14 protein-coding genes are annotated in these 19,069 nt (G+C 68.9%); 7 read left to right on the forward strand and 7 right to left on the reverse strand.

Going from position 1 to position 19,069, the window contains the following annotated elements:
* Window positions 1-246: 246 nt before the first annotated feature.
* From folE to DSC_RS01210, 5 genes are all read left to right on the forward strand, one after another.
* Window positions 247-852, forward strand: coding sequence for a GTP cyclohydrolase I FolE (gene folE, locus DSC_RS01190; RefSeq protein WP_014159281.1), 606 nt, complete (start codon window positions 247-249; stop codon window positions 850-852).
* A gap of 465 nt (window positions 853-1,317) precedes the next feature.
* Window positions 1,318-1,899: a manganese efflux pump MntP gene (locus DSC_RS01195; RefSeq protein WP_014159282.1), complete on the forward strand. Its 582-nt coding sequence runs from the start codon at window positions 1,318-1,320 to the stop codon at window positions 1,897-1,899.
* Window position 1,900: 1 nt separating this feature from the next.
* Window positions 1,901-2,296, forward strand: a complete 396-nt coding sequence (locus tag DSC_RS01200) for a YchJ family protein (protein WP_043290295.1) — start codon at window positions 1,901-1,903, stop codon at window positions 2,294-2,296.
* Between the two features lie 157 nt (window positions 2,297-2,453).
* A complete protein-coding gene (locus DSC_RS01205; RefSeq protein ID WP_014159284.1) occupies window positions 2,454-3,539 on the forward strand; it encodes an NAD(P)-dependent alcohol dehydrogenase in 1,086 nt (361 codons plus the stop codon).
* A 68-nt stretch (window positions 3,540-3,607) separates the two neighbouring features.
* The gene (locus DSC_RS01210) at window positions 3,608-4,468 is read left to right on the forward strand and encodes a D-hexose-6-phosphate mutarotase (RefSeq protein WP_014159285.1); all 861 of its coding nucleotides are present in this window, start codon (window positions 3,608-3,610) and stop codon (window positions 4,466-4,468) included.
* Window positions 4,469-4,558: 90 nt separating this feature from the next.
* Here DSC_RS01210 and DSC_RS01215 read toward each other — a convergent pair whose 3' ends face one another.
* Complete coding sequence (locus DSC_RS01215) at window positions 4,559-5,107, reverse strand: hypothetical protein (RefSeq protein ID WP_014159286.1); 549 nt, start codon at window positions 5,105-5,107, stop codon at window positions 4,559-4,561.
* Between the two features lie 243 nt (window positions 5,108-5,350).
* A complete protein-coding gene (locus DSC_RS01220) occupies window positions 5,351-5,785 on the reverse strand; it encodes a PepSY domain-containing protein (protein ID WP_014159287.1) in 435 nt (144 codons plus the stop codon).
* A gap of 550 nt (window positions 5,786-6,335) precedes the next feature.
* On the opposite strand from DSC_RS01220, the gene DSC_RS01225 reads away from it, so the two are divergent.
* Both DSC_RS01225 and bphP read left to right on the forward strand, forming a co-directional pair.
* On the forward strand, window positions 6,336-6,932 hold the full coding sequence (locus DSC_RS01225; protein ID WP_014159288.1) for a biliverdin-producing heme oxygenase: 597 nt from the start codon (window positions 6,336-6,338) through the stop codon (window positions 6,930-6,932).
* Window positions 6,929-8,839: a bacteriophytochrome BphP gene (gene bphP, locus DSC_RS01230; RefSeq protein ID WP_014159289.1), complete on the forward strand. Its 1,911-nt coding sequence runs from the start codon at window positions 6,929-6,931 to the stop codon at window positions 8,837-8,839. Before DSC_RS01225 ends, bphP begins: the two co-directional genes overlap by 4 nt.
* A 32-nt stretch (window positions 8,840-8,871) precedes the next feature.
* Here bphP and DSC_RS01235 read toward each other — a convergent pair whose 3' ends face one another.
* The 5 genes from DSC_RS01235 to gltB all read right to left on the reverse strand — a co-directional run bounded on the left by DSC_RS01235 (window position 8,872) and on the right by gltB (window position 18,982).
* Entirely contained in the window at window positions 8,872-9,915 is a 1,044-nt protein-coding gene (locus DSC_RS01235) for a glycoside hydrolase family 5 protein (protein WP_014159290.1), read from the reverse strand.
* Between the two features lie 476 nt (window positions 9,916-10,391).
* Window positions 10,392-11,465 carry a glycoside hydrolase family 5 protein gene (locus DSC_RS01240; protein ID WP_014159291.1) on the reverse strand — a complete coding sequence of 358 codons (1,074 nt, stop codon included), beginning with the start codon at window positions 11,463-11,465 and terminating at the stop codon, window positions 10,392-10,394.
* Between the two features lie 193 nt (window positions 11,466-11,658).
* On the reverse strand, window positions 11,659-12,846 hold the full coding sequence (locus DSC_RS01245; protein WP_014159292.1) for a benzoate/H(+) symporter BenE family transporter: 1,188 nt from the start codon (window positions 12,844-12,846) through the stop codon (window positions 11,659-11,661).
* Between the two features lie 87 nt (window positions 12,847-12,933).
* Window positions 12,934-14,394 carry an FAD-dependent oxidoreductase gene (locus DSC_RS01250; protein WP_014159293.1) on the reverse strand — a complete coding sequence of 487 codons (1,461 nt, stop codon included), beginning with the start codon at window positions 14,392-14,394 and terminating at the stop codon, window positions 12,934-12,936.
* A 130-nt stretch (window positions 14,395-14,524) separates the two neighbouring features.
* Window positions 14,525-18,982 carry a glutamate synthase large subunit gene (gltB, locus tag DSC_RS01255; RefSeq protein WP_014159294.1) on the reverse strand — a complete coding sequence of 1,486 codons (4,458 nt, stop codon included), beginning with the start codon at window positions 18,980-18,982 and terminating at the stop codon, window positions 14,525-14,527.
* Between the last annotated feature and the right edge of the window lie 87 nt (window positions 18,983-19,069).

A 19,069-nucleotide genomic window follows, 5' to 3' on the forward strand; every position in this document is an offset into this window, starting at 1 on the left:
AAATCCGCACAATCATAGACCCGATTGCCGGGGTCACGCCGTTCCAGGGCCCTGCGGCAGGGGCGATGGATGGAACATCCGCGCCATGCGGCGGTGCGGCACAGGTCGAGCCCGACGGGTTCAGGGGCGCTTTGGCCCCGTGGCGTGCCGCGCCGCACCGCTGCGTTCCGCGCCCTGCGCGCAGACGCCTGCAGACCCATCCGGTACGATGCCGGCCCTGTTCTGCGCCCGGACAAGGCTGCGCCCATGAGCGATTCCGACAACACCCGCGGCGGCGTCAGCCGCGACCAGGCCGAGGACGCGGTGCGCACCCTGCTGCGCTGGGCCGGCGAGGACCCGGCCCGCGAAGGCCTGCTCGATACGCCCAAGCGGGTGGCCAAGGCCTATGGCGACTGGTTCAGTGGCTACCGCAGTGACCCGCATGAGTACCTGGCCCGGACCTTCGAGGAAGTGGCCGGCTACGACGAGCTGATCGTGCTGCGCGACATCGAGTATGAAAGCCATTGCGAGCATCACATGGCGCCGATCATCGGCAGGGTCCACGTCGGCTATCTGCCCAACGGCAAGGTGGTGGGCATCAGCAAGCTGGCGCGCGTGGTGGATGCCTACGCCCGCCGCTTCCAGGTCCAGGAAAAGATGACCGCGCAGATCGCCCAGTGCATCCAGGACGTGCTGGCCCCATGCGGGGTGGGCGTGGTGGTCGAAGGCGCGCACGAGTGCATGAGCACCCGCGGTGTGCACAAGCGCGGGGTCAGCATGGTCACCTCCAAGATGCTGGGCCAGTTCCGCAAGGACGCGCGCACCCGCGCCGAGTTCCTGCGCTTCATCGAAGTCGGCAGCGCCAGGCGCTGACGGCGTTGTCATCCGGCCCCGGGAGAGAGCACGGCTGCCCGCGGTCCGGCAGTTCGCCATGAATCCAGGTGATGTCCACGCGATACGCCGGTTGCCCGTCTTCTGCTGACTGATCGCGCTGCCGATCGCCGCCACCGATGCGCACGCGCCGCTGGCGCGCGAGCTGCCCGAGCGCAGGCCGGTGATGCCTTCGCACCTGCGGTTTGCGGTGGTCCAGCACGTGCCGCGCGTGCCTGTGTATACTGCGCGCCCCGTCCGGCGATGCCCGGTGGGGAACCTCCTTGGGGAGTAGCCGGCTCTTCCGCGCAGCGGAGCGAGCGTCGCCGTCAACATACTTGGCCTGAACCGGCCATGGCGGTTGCAACCAGTCTGGTTGGCGAGACCAACGAGCAGCCCAGCACGGCTGATGGCCGGCGTGCGGGCCGTTCGTTTCGTCCGCGTTACCGGCCTGATGATCCCACTCCAATGAATCCGATTTCCATCCTCCTGCTCGGCCTGGCCATGTCCACCGATGCGTTCGCCGCTGCGCTTGGCAAGGGCGCAGCCATGACCAGGCCCACCCTGCTGCAGGCGCTGCGCGTGGGCCTGATCTTCGGCGTGGTTGAAGCGATCACCCCGGTGATCGGCTGGCTGATCGGCTCGGCCGCCTCCCGCTACGTCCAGGCCTGGGACCACTGGATCGCCTTCGTCCTGCTGGGTGCGCTGGGCCTGCACATGATCTGGAAGGGGCTGACCGACAACGACGAAACCGGGGACAGCGCCGGTCATGGCAACGGCAACGTCTTCACCCTGGCCCTGACCGGCCTGGCCACCAGCATCGATGCGATGGCCGCGGGCGTGGGCCTGGCCTTCGTGCAGGTGCCGATCCTGGTGGTCGCCGGCGTCATCGGCAGCTGCACCTTCGTGATGGTGACCCTGGGCGTGCTGGCCGGCCGCGCGCTGGGCGCGGTGATCGGACGCCGTGCCGAGCTGGTGGGTGGGGCAATCCTGATCCTGGTCGGCGTGGCGATCCTGTACGAGCACATCGGCGGCGCGGCCGGCGGTTGATGTGACGGCCCTGCCCAAAGCCTGCCCTTGCGACAGCGGCGCGCCCTACGCGCGCTGCTGCGGCCCGTTGCATGCCGGCGCGCCCGCGGCCGATGCCAGGGCGCTGATGCGTTCGCGCTACAGCGCCTACGTGCTGGGCGATGCAGATTATCTGCTGGCCAGCTGGCACCCCACCACGCGCCCGGCGGCGCTGTCGCTGGCCGATGCGCCGGGCAGGCGCACGGTGTGGCTGGGGCTGAAGGTCCAGGCGCATGCGTCGACCGGCCCGGACACGGCCGAAGTCAGCTTCACCGCGCGCCTGCGCGTGGGCGGTGGCTCGGCCCGGCGCCTGCACGAGCGCAGCCGTTTCGTGCGCGAGGACGGGCACTGGTTCTATGTGGATGGTGATGTGAGCTGAGCGCCAGCATTGCACGTGCCGATGCCGTGAAGGCTGCAACAGCCGTGCGCAATGCTGCGTTGCAGGCCGCTTCCCGCGGTTGGCGTCTAGCATTTGCACCATGCCGCGCAGCGCGCGTGGCGAGCCTGATCTTTCAACCCCCACCGGAGTCTTCCCCATGTCCCATGCCCATGGCTATGCCGCCCAATCCGCCCACAGCCCGCTGGCGCCGTTTTCGTTCGAACGCCGCGCACCCGGCCCGCACGATGTGCGGATCGACATCCTGTACTGCGGGGTCTGTCACTCCGACCTGCACACCGCGCGCGACGAGTGGCACAACACCCGCTATCCGTCCGTACCCGGCCACGAGATCGTCGGCCGGGTCACCGCCGTCGGCAGCGACGTCAGGAACTTCAAGGTCGGCGACCTGGCCGGCGTGGGCTGCATCGTCGACAGCTGCCGCAGCTGCCCGTCCTGCCAGGCCGGCGAGGAGCAGTACTGCGATGCCGGCTTTACCGGCACCTACAACGGCCCGATGTTCGGCGGCGGCGAGAACACCTACGGCGGCTATTCGGACCACGTGGTGGTCGATGAGAAGTACGTGCTGCGGGTAAGCCACGACACCGACAACCCCGGATCAAGTCCGGAGCAGACTCTGGCCGCCGTGGCACCGCTGCTGTGCGCCGGCATCACCGTGTATTCGCCGATGGCGCACTGGAAGGTCGGTCCCGGCCAGTCGGTGGGCGTGGTTGGCCTGGGCGGCCTGGGCCACATGGCGGTCAAGATCGCCAAGGCCATGGGCGCGCACGTGGTGCTGTTCACCACCTCGGAGAGCAAGCGCGAGGACGGCAAGCGCCTGGGCGCCGATGAAGTGGTGATCTCCAAGGACGCCAAGCAGATGGAAGCGCAGGGCAGCAAGCTGGACTTCATCATCAACACCGTGGCCGCCTCGCACAACCTGGATCCGTTCCTCAATGCGCTCAAGCGCGATGGCGCGATGGTGCTGGTCGGTGCACCCGAGCATCCGCATCCCACGCCCACCGTGTTCAACCTGATCATGCGCCGGCGCACCATCGCCGGCTCGCTGATCGGCGGTATCGCCCAGACCCAGGAGATGTTGGATTTCTGCGCAAAACACGGGATCGTGGCGGACATCGAGATGATCGCCCCGGCGCAGATCAACCAGGCCTACGAGCGCATGCTCAAGGGCGATGTCAAGTACCGCTTCGTGATGGACCTGGCCAAGCTGGACAAGGCCGCGTAAGCCTGCGCCAGGCAAGCCTGGAACCGGCGGGCGGCTACACTGGCCGCCGGTTTTTCATCCGTGATGCCATGGCCCACACGCTGACCGAATCCACGCTGCATGGCCTGCCTGTGCTGCGGATCGAAACGCCGCTGTGCACTGCTGCGCTGTCGCTGCACGGCGGCCAGCTGCTCTCGTTCGTGCCGGCCGGTGCCGGTGAGGTGTTGTGGGTCTCGCCGCTGGCCACCGGCGCGCCGGCGGCGATCCGTGGCGGCGTGCCGGTGTGCTGGCCGTATTTCGGCAGGGAAAACCAGCCGAGCAACGTGCCGCAGCATGGCTTCGCCCGCAACACGCGCTGGACGCTGGAAGCACCGCGCGAGGACGCAGATGGCAACCTGCATCTGGGCCTGTCGCTGCCCGGGCACCCCGGCACGCCACTGCGCCTGCGCCAGATCCTGATCCTGGGCACCGGCCTGCAACAGGCGCTGACCACGCACAACCCGTCAGAGCGCACGCTGTCCCTCACCCAGGCCTTGCACAGCTACTTCGCCGTGGGCGATGCCCGGCAGGTGCATATCGAAGGCCTGGACGGGCTGGACTACGACGACAAATACAGCGGCCAGACCCTGACCCAGCGCGGCCACTGGCACCTGTCCGATCCGCGCGATCCCGGCCGCAGCGACCGCATCTACCATGCGGCCGGCGGTCACTATGTCCTGCACGATCCAGTGCTGGACCGGCGCCTGCGCATCACCACCACCGGCAGCCATGCCGTGGTGGTGTGGAATCCCGGCCAGGCCGGTGCCCAGGGCATGGCCGATGTGCCCGATGCGCACTGGCCGGCCTTCGTCTGCGTGGAAGCGGCCAACGCCGCGCGCGATGTCGTCCGCCTGGCGCCAGGTGCCAGCCACACCCTGGCGCAGGCGGTGGAAGTGCTGCCCGCGGCCTGAATGCGCAGCGCTTGGCCCGCAGGGCAACAGCTTGGACGCCGCTGTCCCGCGCGCGGCATGCGCAGGGCCAAGCGCGTGTCCGGTGCGCCACTACAGGCGCGCGTAGGCGAAATGGCCGAGTTGGACGAGCTTGTCCAGTGAGGCATCGCGCTGCTGTTCGTCCAGGGCGTCGGTGAGAAACACCAGGGTCTGGCCGTTGCGCGCGATGGACAGCACCGCGATGTCCGAGAGCAAACCGGCCGACGGATCGCGCGCCTCGACCACTGCCGTGGCGTAGTTGCCCAGGTCCCTCGGCGACACCATCCGCACGCGCTGCGCCGCACCCGGGGACTTGGGGTCGATGAAGCCGGCCACCAGGTCGCGGACCTCGTCCTGCGGGGTATGGCCCTTGGAGGCCCATTGCTGCACCAGCAGCCGGCCGAAGTCGCCGTTCCACTCGCAGGCGGCGATGCCGAAGGCGGCGTGGTATTCCGGTGCGCGAGTGACCTCACCGGGGAACACCTGGCGCAGCTCGTCCAGGCTGATCAGGTCGCAGGGGGTGGCCGCCCTGGGCGCGGTACCCGTGGCGGCCACGGTGTAAGACGGCGGCGTGCCGGCGGCCGGCGCCGTCGGCGGCGGCCGCTCGCAGGCGGCCAGCATGATCAGGACCAGCCCCAGCTGCCATCGCGGGCAGCAAACCGATGCGCGTGGGTGCGCATCTTGGGCACGAGGAAGGGGCATGGACGACCTGGGGACTGCTGGTGGGGGAAAGCCAGCTTCTGCCTAGGACCAACCCCGTTTGCGGCCAAAACAGGACACCGTGCACATTTTTCCCTTTTGTACCCCCGCTCAGGCCGCCCGCCGCGGCAGCCTGCGCTAACTCATTGCGTCGCCAGCGCCAGCTCAGTCGCTTTCTGCGTTCAGCACCGAGCCGTCCTTCGGGCTCAGCTGGACTTCCACGTTCTTGCCGTCGCTGCGCTCGACCTTGGCTTTCCACAGGCCACCGTCGAAGTCGACGTCGTGCACCTTGGCATAGCCGGCCGCAACCAGCTTGGCCTTGATGTCGTTCTCGCTGAGGTTGGAGACCTGGGTATCGGTGAACACCTGGCCGCTGGCCGGATCCACGCGCACGTCGGTGCGGTTGCCGTCGGCGCTGGTGGCATCGGCTTGCCACATGCCGTCTTCAAAATCGATGTCGGCGATCTTGGTGTAGCCCTGCTCGGTCAGCAGCTGGCGGACCTGCGGCTCGGTCAGCCCTTTGGTTGGGGTGTCGGTGGCGCTGGCGGCGCCGGCCATGGCAAGGGCCAGCATCAGGGCTGTGGCGCGGAAGGTTCTCATGGTCGTGCTCCGGTGATTGGACGGGCGACCACTGGGCCAGCCCAGCCGTCAACGGCAGGTCAGGATTTGCCTGCGCCTGGCTGAACAGGCGGCCTGGCGCGCTGATTCGGCCGGGCGGAAGCCTTGCAGGCGAAGGCTTTCACCGCCCTGGTCAGGTTTCTGAACAAACAGCCTTGGCCAAGCCCCATGTGCCCTGTTGCGGCCTTGCGCGCCCCTTCCAGGCAAGCCCCGTGCTCGCCGAAGCCCACCCCGCGCCGGGCCGTGGCGGCGCCAGCCCTGGCCGCGCACGATGGTTGGTTCATTGGCGCGCGCGCTGCTAGCAGCCTGTCGGACTTTGGTCGGCCGGGCTGCGAATCCGCCTGTGCGGTCCATCTTTCCGCCGCTTCTTGGCCCATAGCACCACTATGGGCCGGCGAACCGTCGAAAATCTGACCTCGCACAGCCGAATTCTCGCCGCGACCACCAAAGCCCGACAGACTGCTAGGCTCGCCTTGGCCCGAACGTCCGCTTGCCGACGCCGGGCATTGACCTTTGCTTCCGCCGCGCCCGCATGTCCCCAGTTCCCCAGGTTGAACCGCAGTCTGCCGCACGTTTCCTGCGTGAGGTCACCGCGCAGGCGCATGCCCGGGTCGAAGCCTTGCCGCACATGCCCGCGCTGGCCGCCGGCACCCTGGACCGCGCGCGCTACGTGCAGGTGCTGGCTTGCCATCTTGCGGTCCTGGCCCCGTGGGAATGCACCCATGCGCCCTGGCTGGACACGCTGGCCGCGCACGGCTGGCCGTATCGCCGCCGTGCCGCTGCCCTGCGCCATGACCTGGCCGCGCTGGAGGCCACCGCCCCGATGGCGCCGCAACCGGCTCCGCCGGCCGACGACCCGGCCCGCGCGTGGGGCATGTTGTACGTGGTCGAAGGCGCGCTGCTGGGTGGCCGGATCATCGCCCGCCAGCTGCGCCTGCAGCAGCCGCAGCTGGCCCCGGCGCTGGCCTACCTGGACATGGGCAGCCAAGATCCCTCGGCCTGGCGCCGCTTCCAGGGCTGCCTGGAAGCGGCGCTGGCCGATCCGCCTTCGCGCGCGCAGGCCGCGGCCGGCGCCAGGGCGATGTTCGCGCGTTTCGCCCACCATCTTTCCGCGGGAGTGCGTGCATGAGGGGCGCGTTCGACCCGGTGGACATGGACGCATGCGCGCGCGAGCCGATCCACATCCCAGGTTCCATCCAGGCGTACGGCGTGCTGCTGGTGATCGACCCGGCCAGTGGCCGGGTGGTGCAGGCCAGCGCGACGGCGGCGGCGCTGCTGGGGGTGGACGCCGGCGCGCTGCTTGGCCAGCGCTGGGACGCGCTGCTGGACCTGGGCGCGCGGGTCCTGCCGGCCGCCGATCCACAGGCCGAGCCGCTGCATCTGGCGCATGCGCCGGTGACCTTCCCGCAGCGCGGCCAGCCCACCGCCGAGCCCTGCGTGGCCGCCTGGCACCTGTCGCCGACGCAGTGGCTGGTGGAGATCGAGCCGCGTGATTCGCAGGCCTCCGATGTCACCGCGCGCGATGCGCTGCCGGTGCTGCGCCTGCTGGAGCGCGATGGCTCGGTGGCCGAAGCCGCCCTGCGCGTGGCGCGTGAGATCCACGCCATGCTGGGCTATGAGCGGGTGATGGTCTATCGCTTCGACCAGGACTGGAATGGCGATGTGATCGCCGAAGCCAGGGCGGCGCATCTGCAAGGCTACCTGGGCCTGCATTACCCGGCCAGCGACATCCCGGCGCAGGCGCGGGCACTGTACCTGCGCAACCGCGTGCGCCAGATCGCCCACGTCGGCTATCGCCCGGCGCCGATCGAGCCGGCGCTCAACCCGCACAGCCAGCAGCCGGTGGACCTGAGCGATGTCAGCCTGCGCAGCGTCTCGCCGGTGCACCTGGAATACCTGGGCAACATGGGCGTGCGCGCCACCCTGGTGACTTCGATCGTGGTCAATGACGTGCTGTGGGGACTGGTGTCCTGCCACCACGACCGGCCGCTGTTTGCCAGCCACGCCATGCGCGATGTGGCCGACGCGTTGACCCGCGGCCTGGCCGCGCGCATCGGCGGGCTGCAGGCGGTGGAACGGGCGCGCACCGAATCGGCCCTGCTCACCGTGCGCGAGAAGCTGATCACCGCCTTCAACCAGGTCGGCACCGGCACCGCAGACATGCTGGCCGACATGGCGCCGGAGCTGATGGACGTGGTCGATGCCGATGGCGTGGCGATCTTCCACGGCCATCAGGTGACCGGCCACGGCCAGTTGCCGGCAGCGCAGGACCTGACCCGGATCCGCGCCCGGATCGAGGCGCGCAACGACCAGAGCCTGCGCGAAGGCGCGGTCGGCGCGCTGCAGACTGATGCGATTGGCACCACCTTCCCGGAACTGGCCGACCTGGCACCGCTGGCCGCTGGCGTCCTGTTCGTGCCGTTGATGCCACAGGCGCGCAGCGCACTGCTGTGGACCCGGCGCGAGCAGGTGCAGACGGTCAACTGGGCAGGCAATCCGCAGCTGGCCAAGCTGCCGGATATCCCCAATTCGCGCCTGTCGCCACGCAAGAGCTTCCAGCTGTGGCAGGAAACGGTGCGCGGGCGTTCGCGCCCGTGGTCGAGGCTGGACCTGGAATCGGCGCGCAGCCTGCAGGTGCTGATCGAGCTGATGGAGCGCAAGCGTTACCAGCAGGACTTCACCATGCTGGAGGCTTCGCTGGCGCGGCTGCGCCAGGCCGTGGCGATCATTGAGCGCGGCCCGACCGGCATCGCCCGGGTCGTGTTTGCCAACGACGCCTTTGCCCGGCTGGCCGATGCCGATGCCTCGGACATGATCGGGCGCGACCTGCGTACGCTGCTGGATCCCTCGCTCCCGCCCCGGCAGCTGGCGCAGCTGGAAACCCGGCTGGGCCAGGGGGAAGCCAGCGGTGCGGTGCTGCCGCTGCGGGTGGCCAATGCCGATCCGGTGGCCTGGCAATTCGATTTCGAACCGCTGCCGGCAGCGGCCGGCAAGACGGTCAGCCACTGGCTGCTGCAGCTGCGCGAGCCGGATTGATGCCGGCCCGCGCGGCGGTCACCGCGTGATGCCTACTTGCCGGTGACCTCGCGGGCGTGCGCCGACAGGACCGCCAGTTGCGGCTTGGCCACGCCATCGACCGGCTGCACGCTGAAGATATAGCTCGGGTTCCACCAGGCACCAGCGGCCCAGTAGGTCCAGCCCAGCCACACATCGCTGTTGGTCTGCATGTACGCGAGCATGCCGTCCAGGGCGGCCATGCAGGTGGGGTTGTCGGCCGCGCCGAATTCACCCAGGAAGCCGACCTTCTGGTTGGCACGCAGCCAATCGGTGAAGCCCTTGAGCTTGTCGGCGCCGATGGTGGTGCTGACACAGGTGGCCGAGGTGCCCGAGTAATCCTTGTCCAGGTACTGGTGCACTTCGAAGGCCAGGTGATTGGCCGGGTCGCTCAGCTTGGCCAGGGCATCGCCATTGGAGATGCCGCCGCCGGCCGAGGCGCTGTTCCAGCTGTGCGCGCCGGTCCATGCCACGCCCGGAACCAGCACCAGGTTGCCGGCCCCGGTGGCGCGGATGGCATTGATGCCGGCCTGCGCGGCGCTGGCCCAGGTGGTGGCGGACAGCCCGGCCGGCTCGTTCATCAGGCCGAAGATCACTGCATCGTCGTTGGCGAAGGCGCTCGCCAGCTGCCGCCACAGGTCGGCGAAAACCGTTTCGGGCACGGTGCTGCTGCCGATGGCGGCGCCGTTGTATTTGCCGTAGTTGTGCGGGTCCAGAATGATCTTCAGGCCATGGTTCCTGGCGCGGGTGACCGCGGTGCGGATCTGGCCCAGCTGCGCGGCATCGAGGGTGACGCCGGCGTTGGGCTGCAGGCGCTCCCACAGGAACGGCAAGCGGATCACGTTCATGCCCTGATCGGCGAAGTATGCATAGTCCGCATCGGAGGCATACATGTAGTCCTTGAACAGCACGCCCGGCTTTTTGGACGAATTGAATTCGGCCCCGGCCAGATTGACGCCTGCGTACTGCAGCGTGGTCTGTGCGTGGGCGCTGGAGGCGCAGGCCAGTCCGGCAGCCAGGGCCAGGGTGTTCAGCAAAGTGGTGATCGAAGGGCGCATTGGGGGATCTCGGTGGTGTCGTGCGGACGCGCTCGGCGTGTCGCAGCAGGGGGATGGATTTGTCTTGCTGAACCGGTGGCTGGCGTGACGTTCGTGCCAGACCGACAGCCATCGTGGGCGTGTCATCTGCAAGCGGTGGCGCCGGCATCGGGGCTGACCGTTGCCGGCTCGACTTCGTCGCGCGTGGACCGCCGCAGTTCCAGCGTCGTGGCGTGCGGATCAGTTCCTGATTCCACCCGTGGCGAGGTCGGGTGGAATTTCGCAATTGGCATGCCAGTCAGCGTCCCCGCCCGCACCGCAATGTGCGTAACGTGACAGAGTTCGATCGATCACCTGGATGACCCGCACACGCATCGAGATGGCATCGCCGCACGCGTGGCCCGGCGGCGCCTGTTGCTGCCCGCGCGGGCGAGCATGCAAGAAAACAGCCGCACTGCATGCGGCTGTCGGGTGTCGAAAGGGGTCGGTTTGTGCCCTCAGTGGGCGTGTTTGTTCGACTGGGTGATCTGGCGGGCGTACCTGGACAGCACCGCCATCTGCGGTTTGTCGTTGCCCTCCTTGTCCGGCTGGACATTGAACATGTAGCTCGGCGGCCACCAGCCACCCGCGGCCCAGTAACTCCAACCACGCCACACATCGCCATTGTCCTGGATGTAGGCCAGCATTCTGTCCAGCGCGGCCAGACAGGCCGGGTCGGGACTGGCGCCGAATTCGCCCAGGAACCCGGTCTTGCCGTTCTCGCGCAGCCAGCGGGTGAAGACTTCCAGGCGGCGCACGCCGATGTTCTGGTCGTCGCCGCACTCGGGCTTGGTGCCCGACGAGTCCTTGTCCAGGTACTGGTGCGCTTCGAACACCAGCCGGTTGGCTGGATCCTTGAGCTTGGCCAGCGCATCGCCGTTGGAGGTGCCGCGCCCGGCGACCCGGCTGCCCCAGCTGTGGGCCCCGCTCCAGGCCGTGCCCGGCACCAGGATCAGGTTTTGCGCGCCTGCCGCGCGGATCGCATCGATGCCGGCCTGGGCGATCCTGGCCCACTCGGTGGCGCCCATGTCGTGCGGCTCGTTCATCAGGCCGAACATCACCTGCTTGTTGTTGGCAAACGCCGGCTCCCTGGCCAGGCGCGCCCACAGGTCGGTGAACACCGCCACCGGCACCGCCTCGCTGCCGATCTGCGCACCGTTGTAGTCGGCGTAGTTGTGCACGTCCAGCAGCACGGTGATGCCACGCCTGGAAGCGTTCTCCACCGTCTTCTGCAGCAGCTTGAGCTGGATGGCGTCGAACTCGCCCCTGGGCTGCGGTTGCAGGCGTTCCCACAGGAACGGCAGGCGCACCACGTTCATGCCCTTGGAGGCGAAGTAGTCGAAGTCCTTCTCGGACGGGTAGGTGTAGTCCTTGAACAACGTGCCTGGCTTCTGGCTGGCCTTGAACTCGGCGCCGGCCAGGTTGACCCCGGCGTACTGCAGCACGCGCTGCTGGGCGCTGGCGGCCAGCGGGGTGGCCAGCAGCAGCGTGGCCAGGGCCAGGCTGAGCGTTCGGCAAAGGTGGGTGCGCATGGACGTCTCCGTGGGGTCAAACCATCGTCATGCCCGGCGGCCGACAGGCGTAAGCGACCACCAAACGGCACGATGCATGGACGGTGCAGGTGGGGGAAGCGACCGCATTGCAGACATGAGCCTACGACATCCAACGCAACACGCCGATGAAACGGCCGGCGCCAGGCCTGACCATTGCGTCATCGGTGAACGATCAGCCGGTCTTGCGCGGACGCAGCACCAGCAGCGCGACGCCACCGCCCAGCAGGCCCCAGAACGCGGCGCCGATGCCGTGCACGCTCAGTCCGGAGGCGGTGATCAGGAAGCTCAGCAGCGCCGCCTCGCGGCTGCCGTGGTCTTTCAGCGCCCCGCTCAGGTTGCTGCCCAGCGCGCCCAGCAGGGCGATGCCGGCCATGGCCATCACCAGCTCCCTGGGAAACGCGGCCAGCAAGGTCACCACGGTCGCGCCGAACAGGCCGACCACCAGGTAGATCACCCCGGCCCAGACCGCGGCCATGTAACGGCGCTGCGGATCCGGGTGGGCTTCCGGCCCCATGCAGATGGCCGCGGTGATCGCCGCCAGATTGAGCGAGAACGCCCCGAACGGCGCCAGCACCACGTTCAGCGCGCCGGTCCAGCCGATCAGCGGCGAAACCGGCATGTGATAACCCGAGGCACGGATCACTGCCACGCCCGGCACATTCTGCGAGGCCATGGTCACCACGAACATCGGCAGGGCGATCCCCAGCAGCGCGGCGAAGGAGAAGGTCGGGGTGACCCACACCGGGCGCGTGGGCGTCAGCACGACGCTGTCCAGATGCAGCAGCCCGCCGCCGGCTGCCACCGCAATCCCGACCAGCAGCGTGGCGATCACCGAATAGCGCGGCCACAGCCGGCGCATCAGCAGGTAGCTGGCCAGCATCGCCAGCACCAGCAGCGGCTGGGTCCTGACCGCGACGAAGGTGTCCAGGCCGAAGCGCAGCAGGACCCCGGCCAGCATGCCCGCGGCCAGCGGCAGCGGGATGCGCGAGAGCATCTTCTCGAACACCCCGGAAAATCCCGCCACTGCGATCAGCGCCGCGCACACCACGAACGCACCGATCGCATCGGACAGCGGCAGCGCGGTGGTGGTGGCCGCCAGCATCGCCGCCGCCGGTGTCGACCAGGCCGTCACCACCGGCATCCGATAGCGCAGCGACAGGCCGATGCAGGTCAGGCCCATTCCCACGCCCAACGCCAGGATCCACGAACTGGTCTGGGCCTGGTCGGCACCGACCTGGCGCGCGGCCTGGAACACGATCACCGCCGAACTGGCAAAGCCCACCAGCACGGTGACCAGGCCGGCGGCCAAGGCCGAGACGGAGGAATCACGCAGCAGGCGGGCAGGTGTCAGGGCAGACATGGTGGGCACTGGAAGTCGGCCGTGGCAACGCGCGGCAGATGGAAGGCGCAGGCACGGCCAAGACCGCGCCTGGGTGCGGATCGTGGCTCAGCCCAGCAGCAGCTCGGCGATGCTGGCTGCTGCGTCGCGCCCCTCCGCCACGGCGGTGACCACCAGGTCGGCGCCGCGCACCGCGTCGCCGCCAGCGAACAGCTTGGGGTGGGTGGTCTGGTAGGGCAGGCGCTGGCTTCCATCAGCGTTCACGCCGCCGGCCACGATCCGGCCGTTGGCCTGGCCTTCCACGCCCAGTGCGGACAGCCACTCGGGCAGGGTCGGCGAGAAACCGAAGGCGATGATCACCACGTCGGCCTCCAGCAGCGATTGGCTGCCTTCGATCGGTTCGGCGCTGCGGCGGCCGCGCGCGTCCGGTTCGCCCAGGCGGGTCTGGACCACGCGCACCGCGCAGGCCTTGCCGTCCGGGCCGGCTTCCACTGCCAGCGGCTGGCGGTTGAACAAAAAGCGCACGCCTTCCTCGCGGGCGTTGGCCACCTCGCGCGCGCTGCCGGGCATGTTGGCCTCGTCGCGGCGATAGGCGCAGGTGACCTTGGCCGCGCCCAGGCGAATGGCGCTGCGCACGCAGTCCATGCCGGTGTCGCCGCCGCCCAGCACCACCACGCGCTTGCCGGTCAGGTCGGGCAGGACGATCTTGTCTTCCCAGCCGGCGATCGGCCGGCCCCAGGTGTCGCCGCCGGTGACGATGCGCGCGTTCTGGACCAGGAACGGCAGCGCCGGCAGCACCCCTTCCAGGTCCTGACCGGCCAGCCCGCCGTCGGTGTAGCGATAGGCGCCGGTGCCCAGGAACACCGCGTCGAACTCGCCCAGCAGCTGCTCCATGGTCACATCGCGGCCCACTTCCACGCCCAGCCGGAATTCCACGCCCATGCCTTCCAGCACCCCGCGGCGGGTGGCGATCACCGACTTGTCCAGCTTGAAGCTGGGAATGCCGAACTGCAGCAACCCGCCGATCTGCTCGTAGCGGTCGAACACCACCGCATGGATGCCGGCATGGGCCAGCTGGTCGGCGCAGGACAGGCCGGCCGGACCGGCGCCGATCACCGCCACGCGCTTGCCGGTGGGCGTGACGCTGCCCATGTCCGGGCGCCAGCCGGTGGCCAGGGCGGTATCGACGATGTACTTCTCGACCGCGCCGATGGTCACCGCGCCGAATTCCTCCAGCGTGCAGCTGCCTTCGCACAGGCGGTCCTGCGGGCAGACGCGCCCGCAGACCTCCGGCAGCGGGTTGGTGGTGTGGCACAGGGCGGCCGCCTCGTGGATGCGGTTTTCCTGGACCAGCTGCAGCCACTGCGGAATGGCGTTGTGGACCGGGCATTTCCAGCTGCAGTAGGGATTGCCGCAGTCCAGGCAGCGTCCGGCCTGGTACTGGGCATCGGCCTTGTCGAACTTGCCGTACAGCTCGCCCCAGTCGCCGGAGGTGCGCAGTTCCACCGGGATGCGCTGGGGCATCTGGCGGGGCAATTCGAGGAACTGGAAGGCTTGCTTGCGGCTCATGGGAAATTCCGTGGCGTGCTCCCTTCTCCCACCGGGAGAAGGTGCCCCGCAAGGGGCGGATGAGGGTACGGGCGCCTCGGCGCCCTCACCAGGCCCCGCCTGCGCCCGGCAGGAAGGAGCGTTGTGTCGGTTACGCGGCCCTGCGCAGGGCATCGGTCAGCGACTCGATGCTGGCCGCCTTGGGCTTGACCAGCCAGAACTTGCCGATGTAGTCGCGGAACTCGTCCAGGATCTGCTGGGCCCAGATGCTGCCGGTCAGCTCGCGGTGGCGCTGGATCAGGGTGTGGATGTGCTGGCGGTAGTTCTCGAAGCCCTCGGCGCTGATCCGGTGGATGTCGATCAGCTCATGGTTGTAACGGTCCACGAAGTCGCGGTCCATGTCCAGCACGTAGGCCAGGCCACCGGTGAAGCCGGCGCCGAAGTTCAGCCCGGTGCGGCCCAGCACCATCACCACGCCATCGGTCATGTATTCGCAGCAGTGGTCGCCGGCGCCTTCGACCACCGCCAGCGCGCCGGAGTTGCGCACGCCGAAGCGCTCGCCGGCGCGGCCGGCCGCGTACAGCTCGCCGCCGGTGGCCCCGTACAGGCAGGTGTTGCCCAGGATCGCGGTGTTGCGGGCCTCGAACCGCGCCCCGCGCGGCGGACGCACCACCAGCCGGCCGCCGGCCATGCCCTTGCCCACGTAGTCGTTGGCTTCGCCTTCCAGCTCCATGTTCAGGCCACCGGCGTTGAACGCGCCGAAGCTCTGCCCGGCCGAGCCGCGGAAGCGCAGCTGGATCGGGGCATCGTCCATGCCGTGGTTGCCATGGGCGCGGGCGATGGCGCCGGACAGGCGCGTGCCGATCGAGCGGTCGGTGTTGTGGATCAGGTGGCGATGGTCGCCGCCGGCCTTGGTGCCGATGGCCTGGGCCAGTTCGCCGTCCAGCTGGCAGGCCAGGCTGTCGGGCGATTCGTACAGGCGCTGGGCCGCGCAGGTGCCGCCCTCGACCCGGGCCCCGGCCAGCAGGCGCGAGAGATCCACGTGCACGCCTTCGCGCGGGCTGTAGTCGATCTGCTGGAGCAGGTCGGTGCGGCCGACGATCTGGTCCAGCGAGCGCACGCCCAGCCGCGAGAGCCAGCCGCGCACCTCCTCGGTCAGCAGGCGGAAGAAGGTTTCCACCCGCTCGGGCAGGCCGGTGAAGTACTCGCTGCGCAGGCGCTCGTCCTGGGTGGCCACGCCGGTGGCGCAGTTGTTGAGGTGGCAGATGCGCAGGTACTTGCAGCCCAGCACGATCATCGGCGCGGTGCCGAAGCCGAAGCTGTCCGCGCCCAGGATGGCCGCCTTGACCACGTCCAGGCCGGTCTTCAGGCCGCCATCGGTCTGCAGGGTGGCGCGATCGCGCAGCTGGTTCTGGACCAGCGCCTGGTGGGCCTCGGCCACGCCCAGTTCCCACGGCACGCCGGCATAGCGGATCGAGCTGATCGGCGAGGCACCGGTGCCACCGTCATGGCCGGAAATGGTGATCAGGTCCGCGCCGGCCTTGACCACGCCGGCGGCGATGGTGCCCACGCCGGCATGGCTGACCAGCTTGACCGACACCAGCGCGGTCGGGTTGACCTGCTTGAGGTCGTAGATCAGCTGGGCCAGGTCCTCGATGGAGTAGATGTCATGGTGCGGCGGCGGGCTGATCAGGCCGATGCCGGGCTTGGCATAGCGCAGCCTGGCGATCAGTTCGTTGACCTTGTGTCCGGGCAGCTGGCCGCCTTCGCCGGGCTTGGCACCCTGGGCGATCTTGATCTGCAGCACCTCGGCGTTGACCAGGTACTCGGGGGTGACGCCGAATCGGCCCGAGGCCACCTGCTTGATCTTGGAGCGCTTCTCGGTGCCGTAGCGCGCCGGGTCTTCGCCGCCTTCGCCGGAGTTGGAGCGCCCGCCCAGGCGGTTCATGGCGATGGCCAGGGCCTCGTGCGCCTCGGGTGAGAGCGCGCCCAGGCTGATGGCGGCGGTATCGAAGCGGCGCAGCACATCGGCCGATTCGGCCACTTCTTCCAGCGGCAGCGGCGTGTCGGCCAGCTTGAGCTGCAGCAGGTCGCGCAGGGTCGACGGCGGACGGCTGTGCACTGCATCGGTGTAAGCCTGCCAGTGGGCCGCATCGCCGGTGCGCGTGGCGCGCTGCAGGGCCATGACCACGTCCGGGTTGAACATGTGGTACTCGCCGCCGTGCACGTACTTGATCAGGCCGCCCAGCTCCGGCTTGGCCAGCTCGTTCCAGGCGCGCCTGGACAGCTGCTGGGCCTCGGTATCCAGGCGCCCGAAGCCAACCCCGCCCACGCGCGAGGCCGCGCCGGGGAAGCACAGCTTCACCACCTCCGGATCCAGGCCGACGATCTCGAACAGCTGCGCGGCGCGATAGCTGGCGATGGTGCAGATGCCCATCTTGGAAATGATCTTGGACAGGCCCTTGTAGATGCCCTTGCGGTACTTGCGCCCGATCTGGGCCTGCTCGCCGCCGGCCTTGAGCATCAGGATGCCGCGACGGCCCAGGTCGAACAGGGTCTGGTAGGCCAGGTACGGATACACCGCGGTGGCGCCACAGCCCAGCAGGCAGGCCATGTGGTGCGGATCGCGCGCGGTGCCGGTCTCGATGATCAGGTTGACGTCGCAGCGCAGGCCGACGTTGGACAAATGGTGGTGAACCGCGCCGGTGGCCAGCAGCGCATGCACCATCGGCCGTCCGGCTTGCGGGTAACGGTCGGACAGCAGCAGCATGATGATGCCTTCGCGCGCGGCCGCCTCGGCCTGGGCGCAGATGCGTTCGATGCCGGCCTTGAGCCCTTCCTCGACCGAATAGGACAGGTCGATCAATCGGTTCTTGTGCGCGTACTGGTCCATCTTCAGCAGCTGGCGCAGCTTGCGCTGGCTCAGCACCGGCGAGTTGAGGATGACGTGGTTCACCGTTTCGGCGGCCGCGTGGAAAATGTTGGTCTCCCGGCCCAGCTGGGTGGACAGCGACATCACGCAGTCCTCGCGCAGCGGATCGATCGGCGGATTGGTGACCTGCGCGAAGGCCTGGCGGAAGTAGTCGTACAGCGGCCGGGTCTGGCGGCTCAGGACCGCCATCGGGGTATCGTCGCCCATCGAGCCGGTGGCTTCCTGCTCGGTCTCGGCCAGCGGCCGCAGGATCTGCTCGATCTCCTCGCTGCTGAGCTGGAACAGCTTGTGGTAGCTGCGCAGGGTCTTCTCGTCGAAGGGTTCCTCGACCAGCGACGGATCGATCAGCTCGGTCCGCAGGTAGGTCACCCCCTGCTGCAGCCATTGCTTGTACGGGGCGCGGCCGCGGTTGATGCGGTCGATGGCATCCGAATCGAGCAGGTCGCCGCGCTTGAGGTCGATGGCCATCATCTCGCCCGGACCGAGCTTGCCCTTGCGCACGATGCGCTCGGCCGGCAGTTCCCACACCCCGGCTTCGGAGGCGACCAGGAAATGCCGGTCCGAGCTGAGCATCCAGCGGGCCGGACGCAGGCCGTTGCGGTCGAGCATGCAGGCGGCATAGCGGCCGTCGCAGGCGACGATGCCGGCCGGGCCGTCCCAGGGCTCGGTGTTCAGGCCATAGAACTCGTAGAACGCGGCCAGGTCCGAATCCTTGAACTCCAGCGACTGGTTTGCCGGCGGGATCAGGATGCGCAGTGCCTGCAGCAGGTCCATGCCCCCGGCGATCAGCAGCTCCAGCATGTTGTCCAGGCTCTGCGAATCCGAGCCATGCATGGAGATCACCGGGTCGAACTGGGCGATGTCGAACCTGGGCGTTTTCCACACCTTGCTGCGCGCCTGGGCCCAGGAGCGGTTGCCTTCGATGGTGTTGATCTCGCCGTTGTGGGCGAGCAGGCGGAACGGATGGGCCAGCGGCCAGCGCGGCAGCGTGTTGGTCGAGAAGCGCTGGTGGAACACCACCGCGCTGGAGGCCAGGTCGCTGCGCTGCAGGTCCGGGAAGAACGTGGACAGCTTGTCCGGCAGGACCATGCCCTTGTAGCCGATCGAATGCGGCGACAGGGTGACCACGTAGTAGTCCTCAGTCGCATCGCGCAGGGCCTGCTCGCTGCGCCGGCGCGCCAGGAACAGCGCCAGGGCGAAGGCATCCAGGTCCTGGCCTTGGCCGGCCTCGACGAACAGCTGTTCGATCCGCGGCAGGGTGTCCCGGGCCAGTTCGCCGCAGACCGAATCATCGGTCGGCGGCACCCGCCAGCCGCGCACGTGCACCCCGACGCTGGCCAGTTCGGCTTCCAGCTGGGCACGGCACTGTGCGGCCAGCTGCGCCTGGCGCGGCAGGAACACCAGGCCGGCGGCGAAGGTCGCGCCCACCGGGATCTGCGCCTCGCGCGCCAGCGCGCGCAGAAAAGGTTCGGGCCTGCGGATCAGCAGGCCGCAGCCATCGCCGGTCAGGCCATCGGCGGCCACGCCACCGCGGTGGGTCATGCGCGACAGCGCGGAGATGGCAGTATCAACGAGCTGGCGCGATGGCTGATCGTCCAACTGCGCGATCATGCCGAAACCGCAGGCGTCGCGTTCGTGGTTGGGGTCGTACAGCCCTTGGCGGGTGCGGGGGGCCATGGTGCTACCTCGAAACAGGGAGGGTAAGGCGGCACCCGTGCCCTTCATTGGGCGGCGCAGACGTCAAAAAGGTGTCACCGGAGCACC

This window comes from Pseudoxanthomonas spadix BD-a59 (genome assembly GCF_000233915.3).
Classification (GTDB): Bacteria; Pseudomonadota; Gammaproteobacteria; order Xanthomonadales; family Xanthomonadaceae; genus Pseudoxanthomonas_A; species Pseudoxanthomonas_A spadix.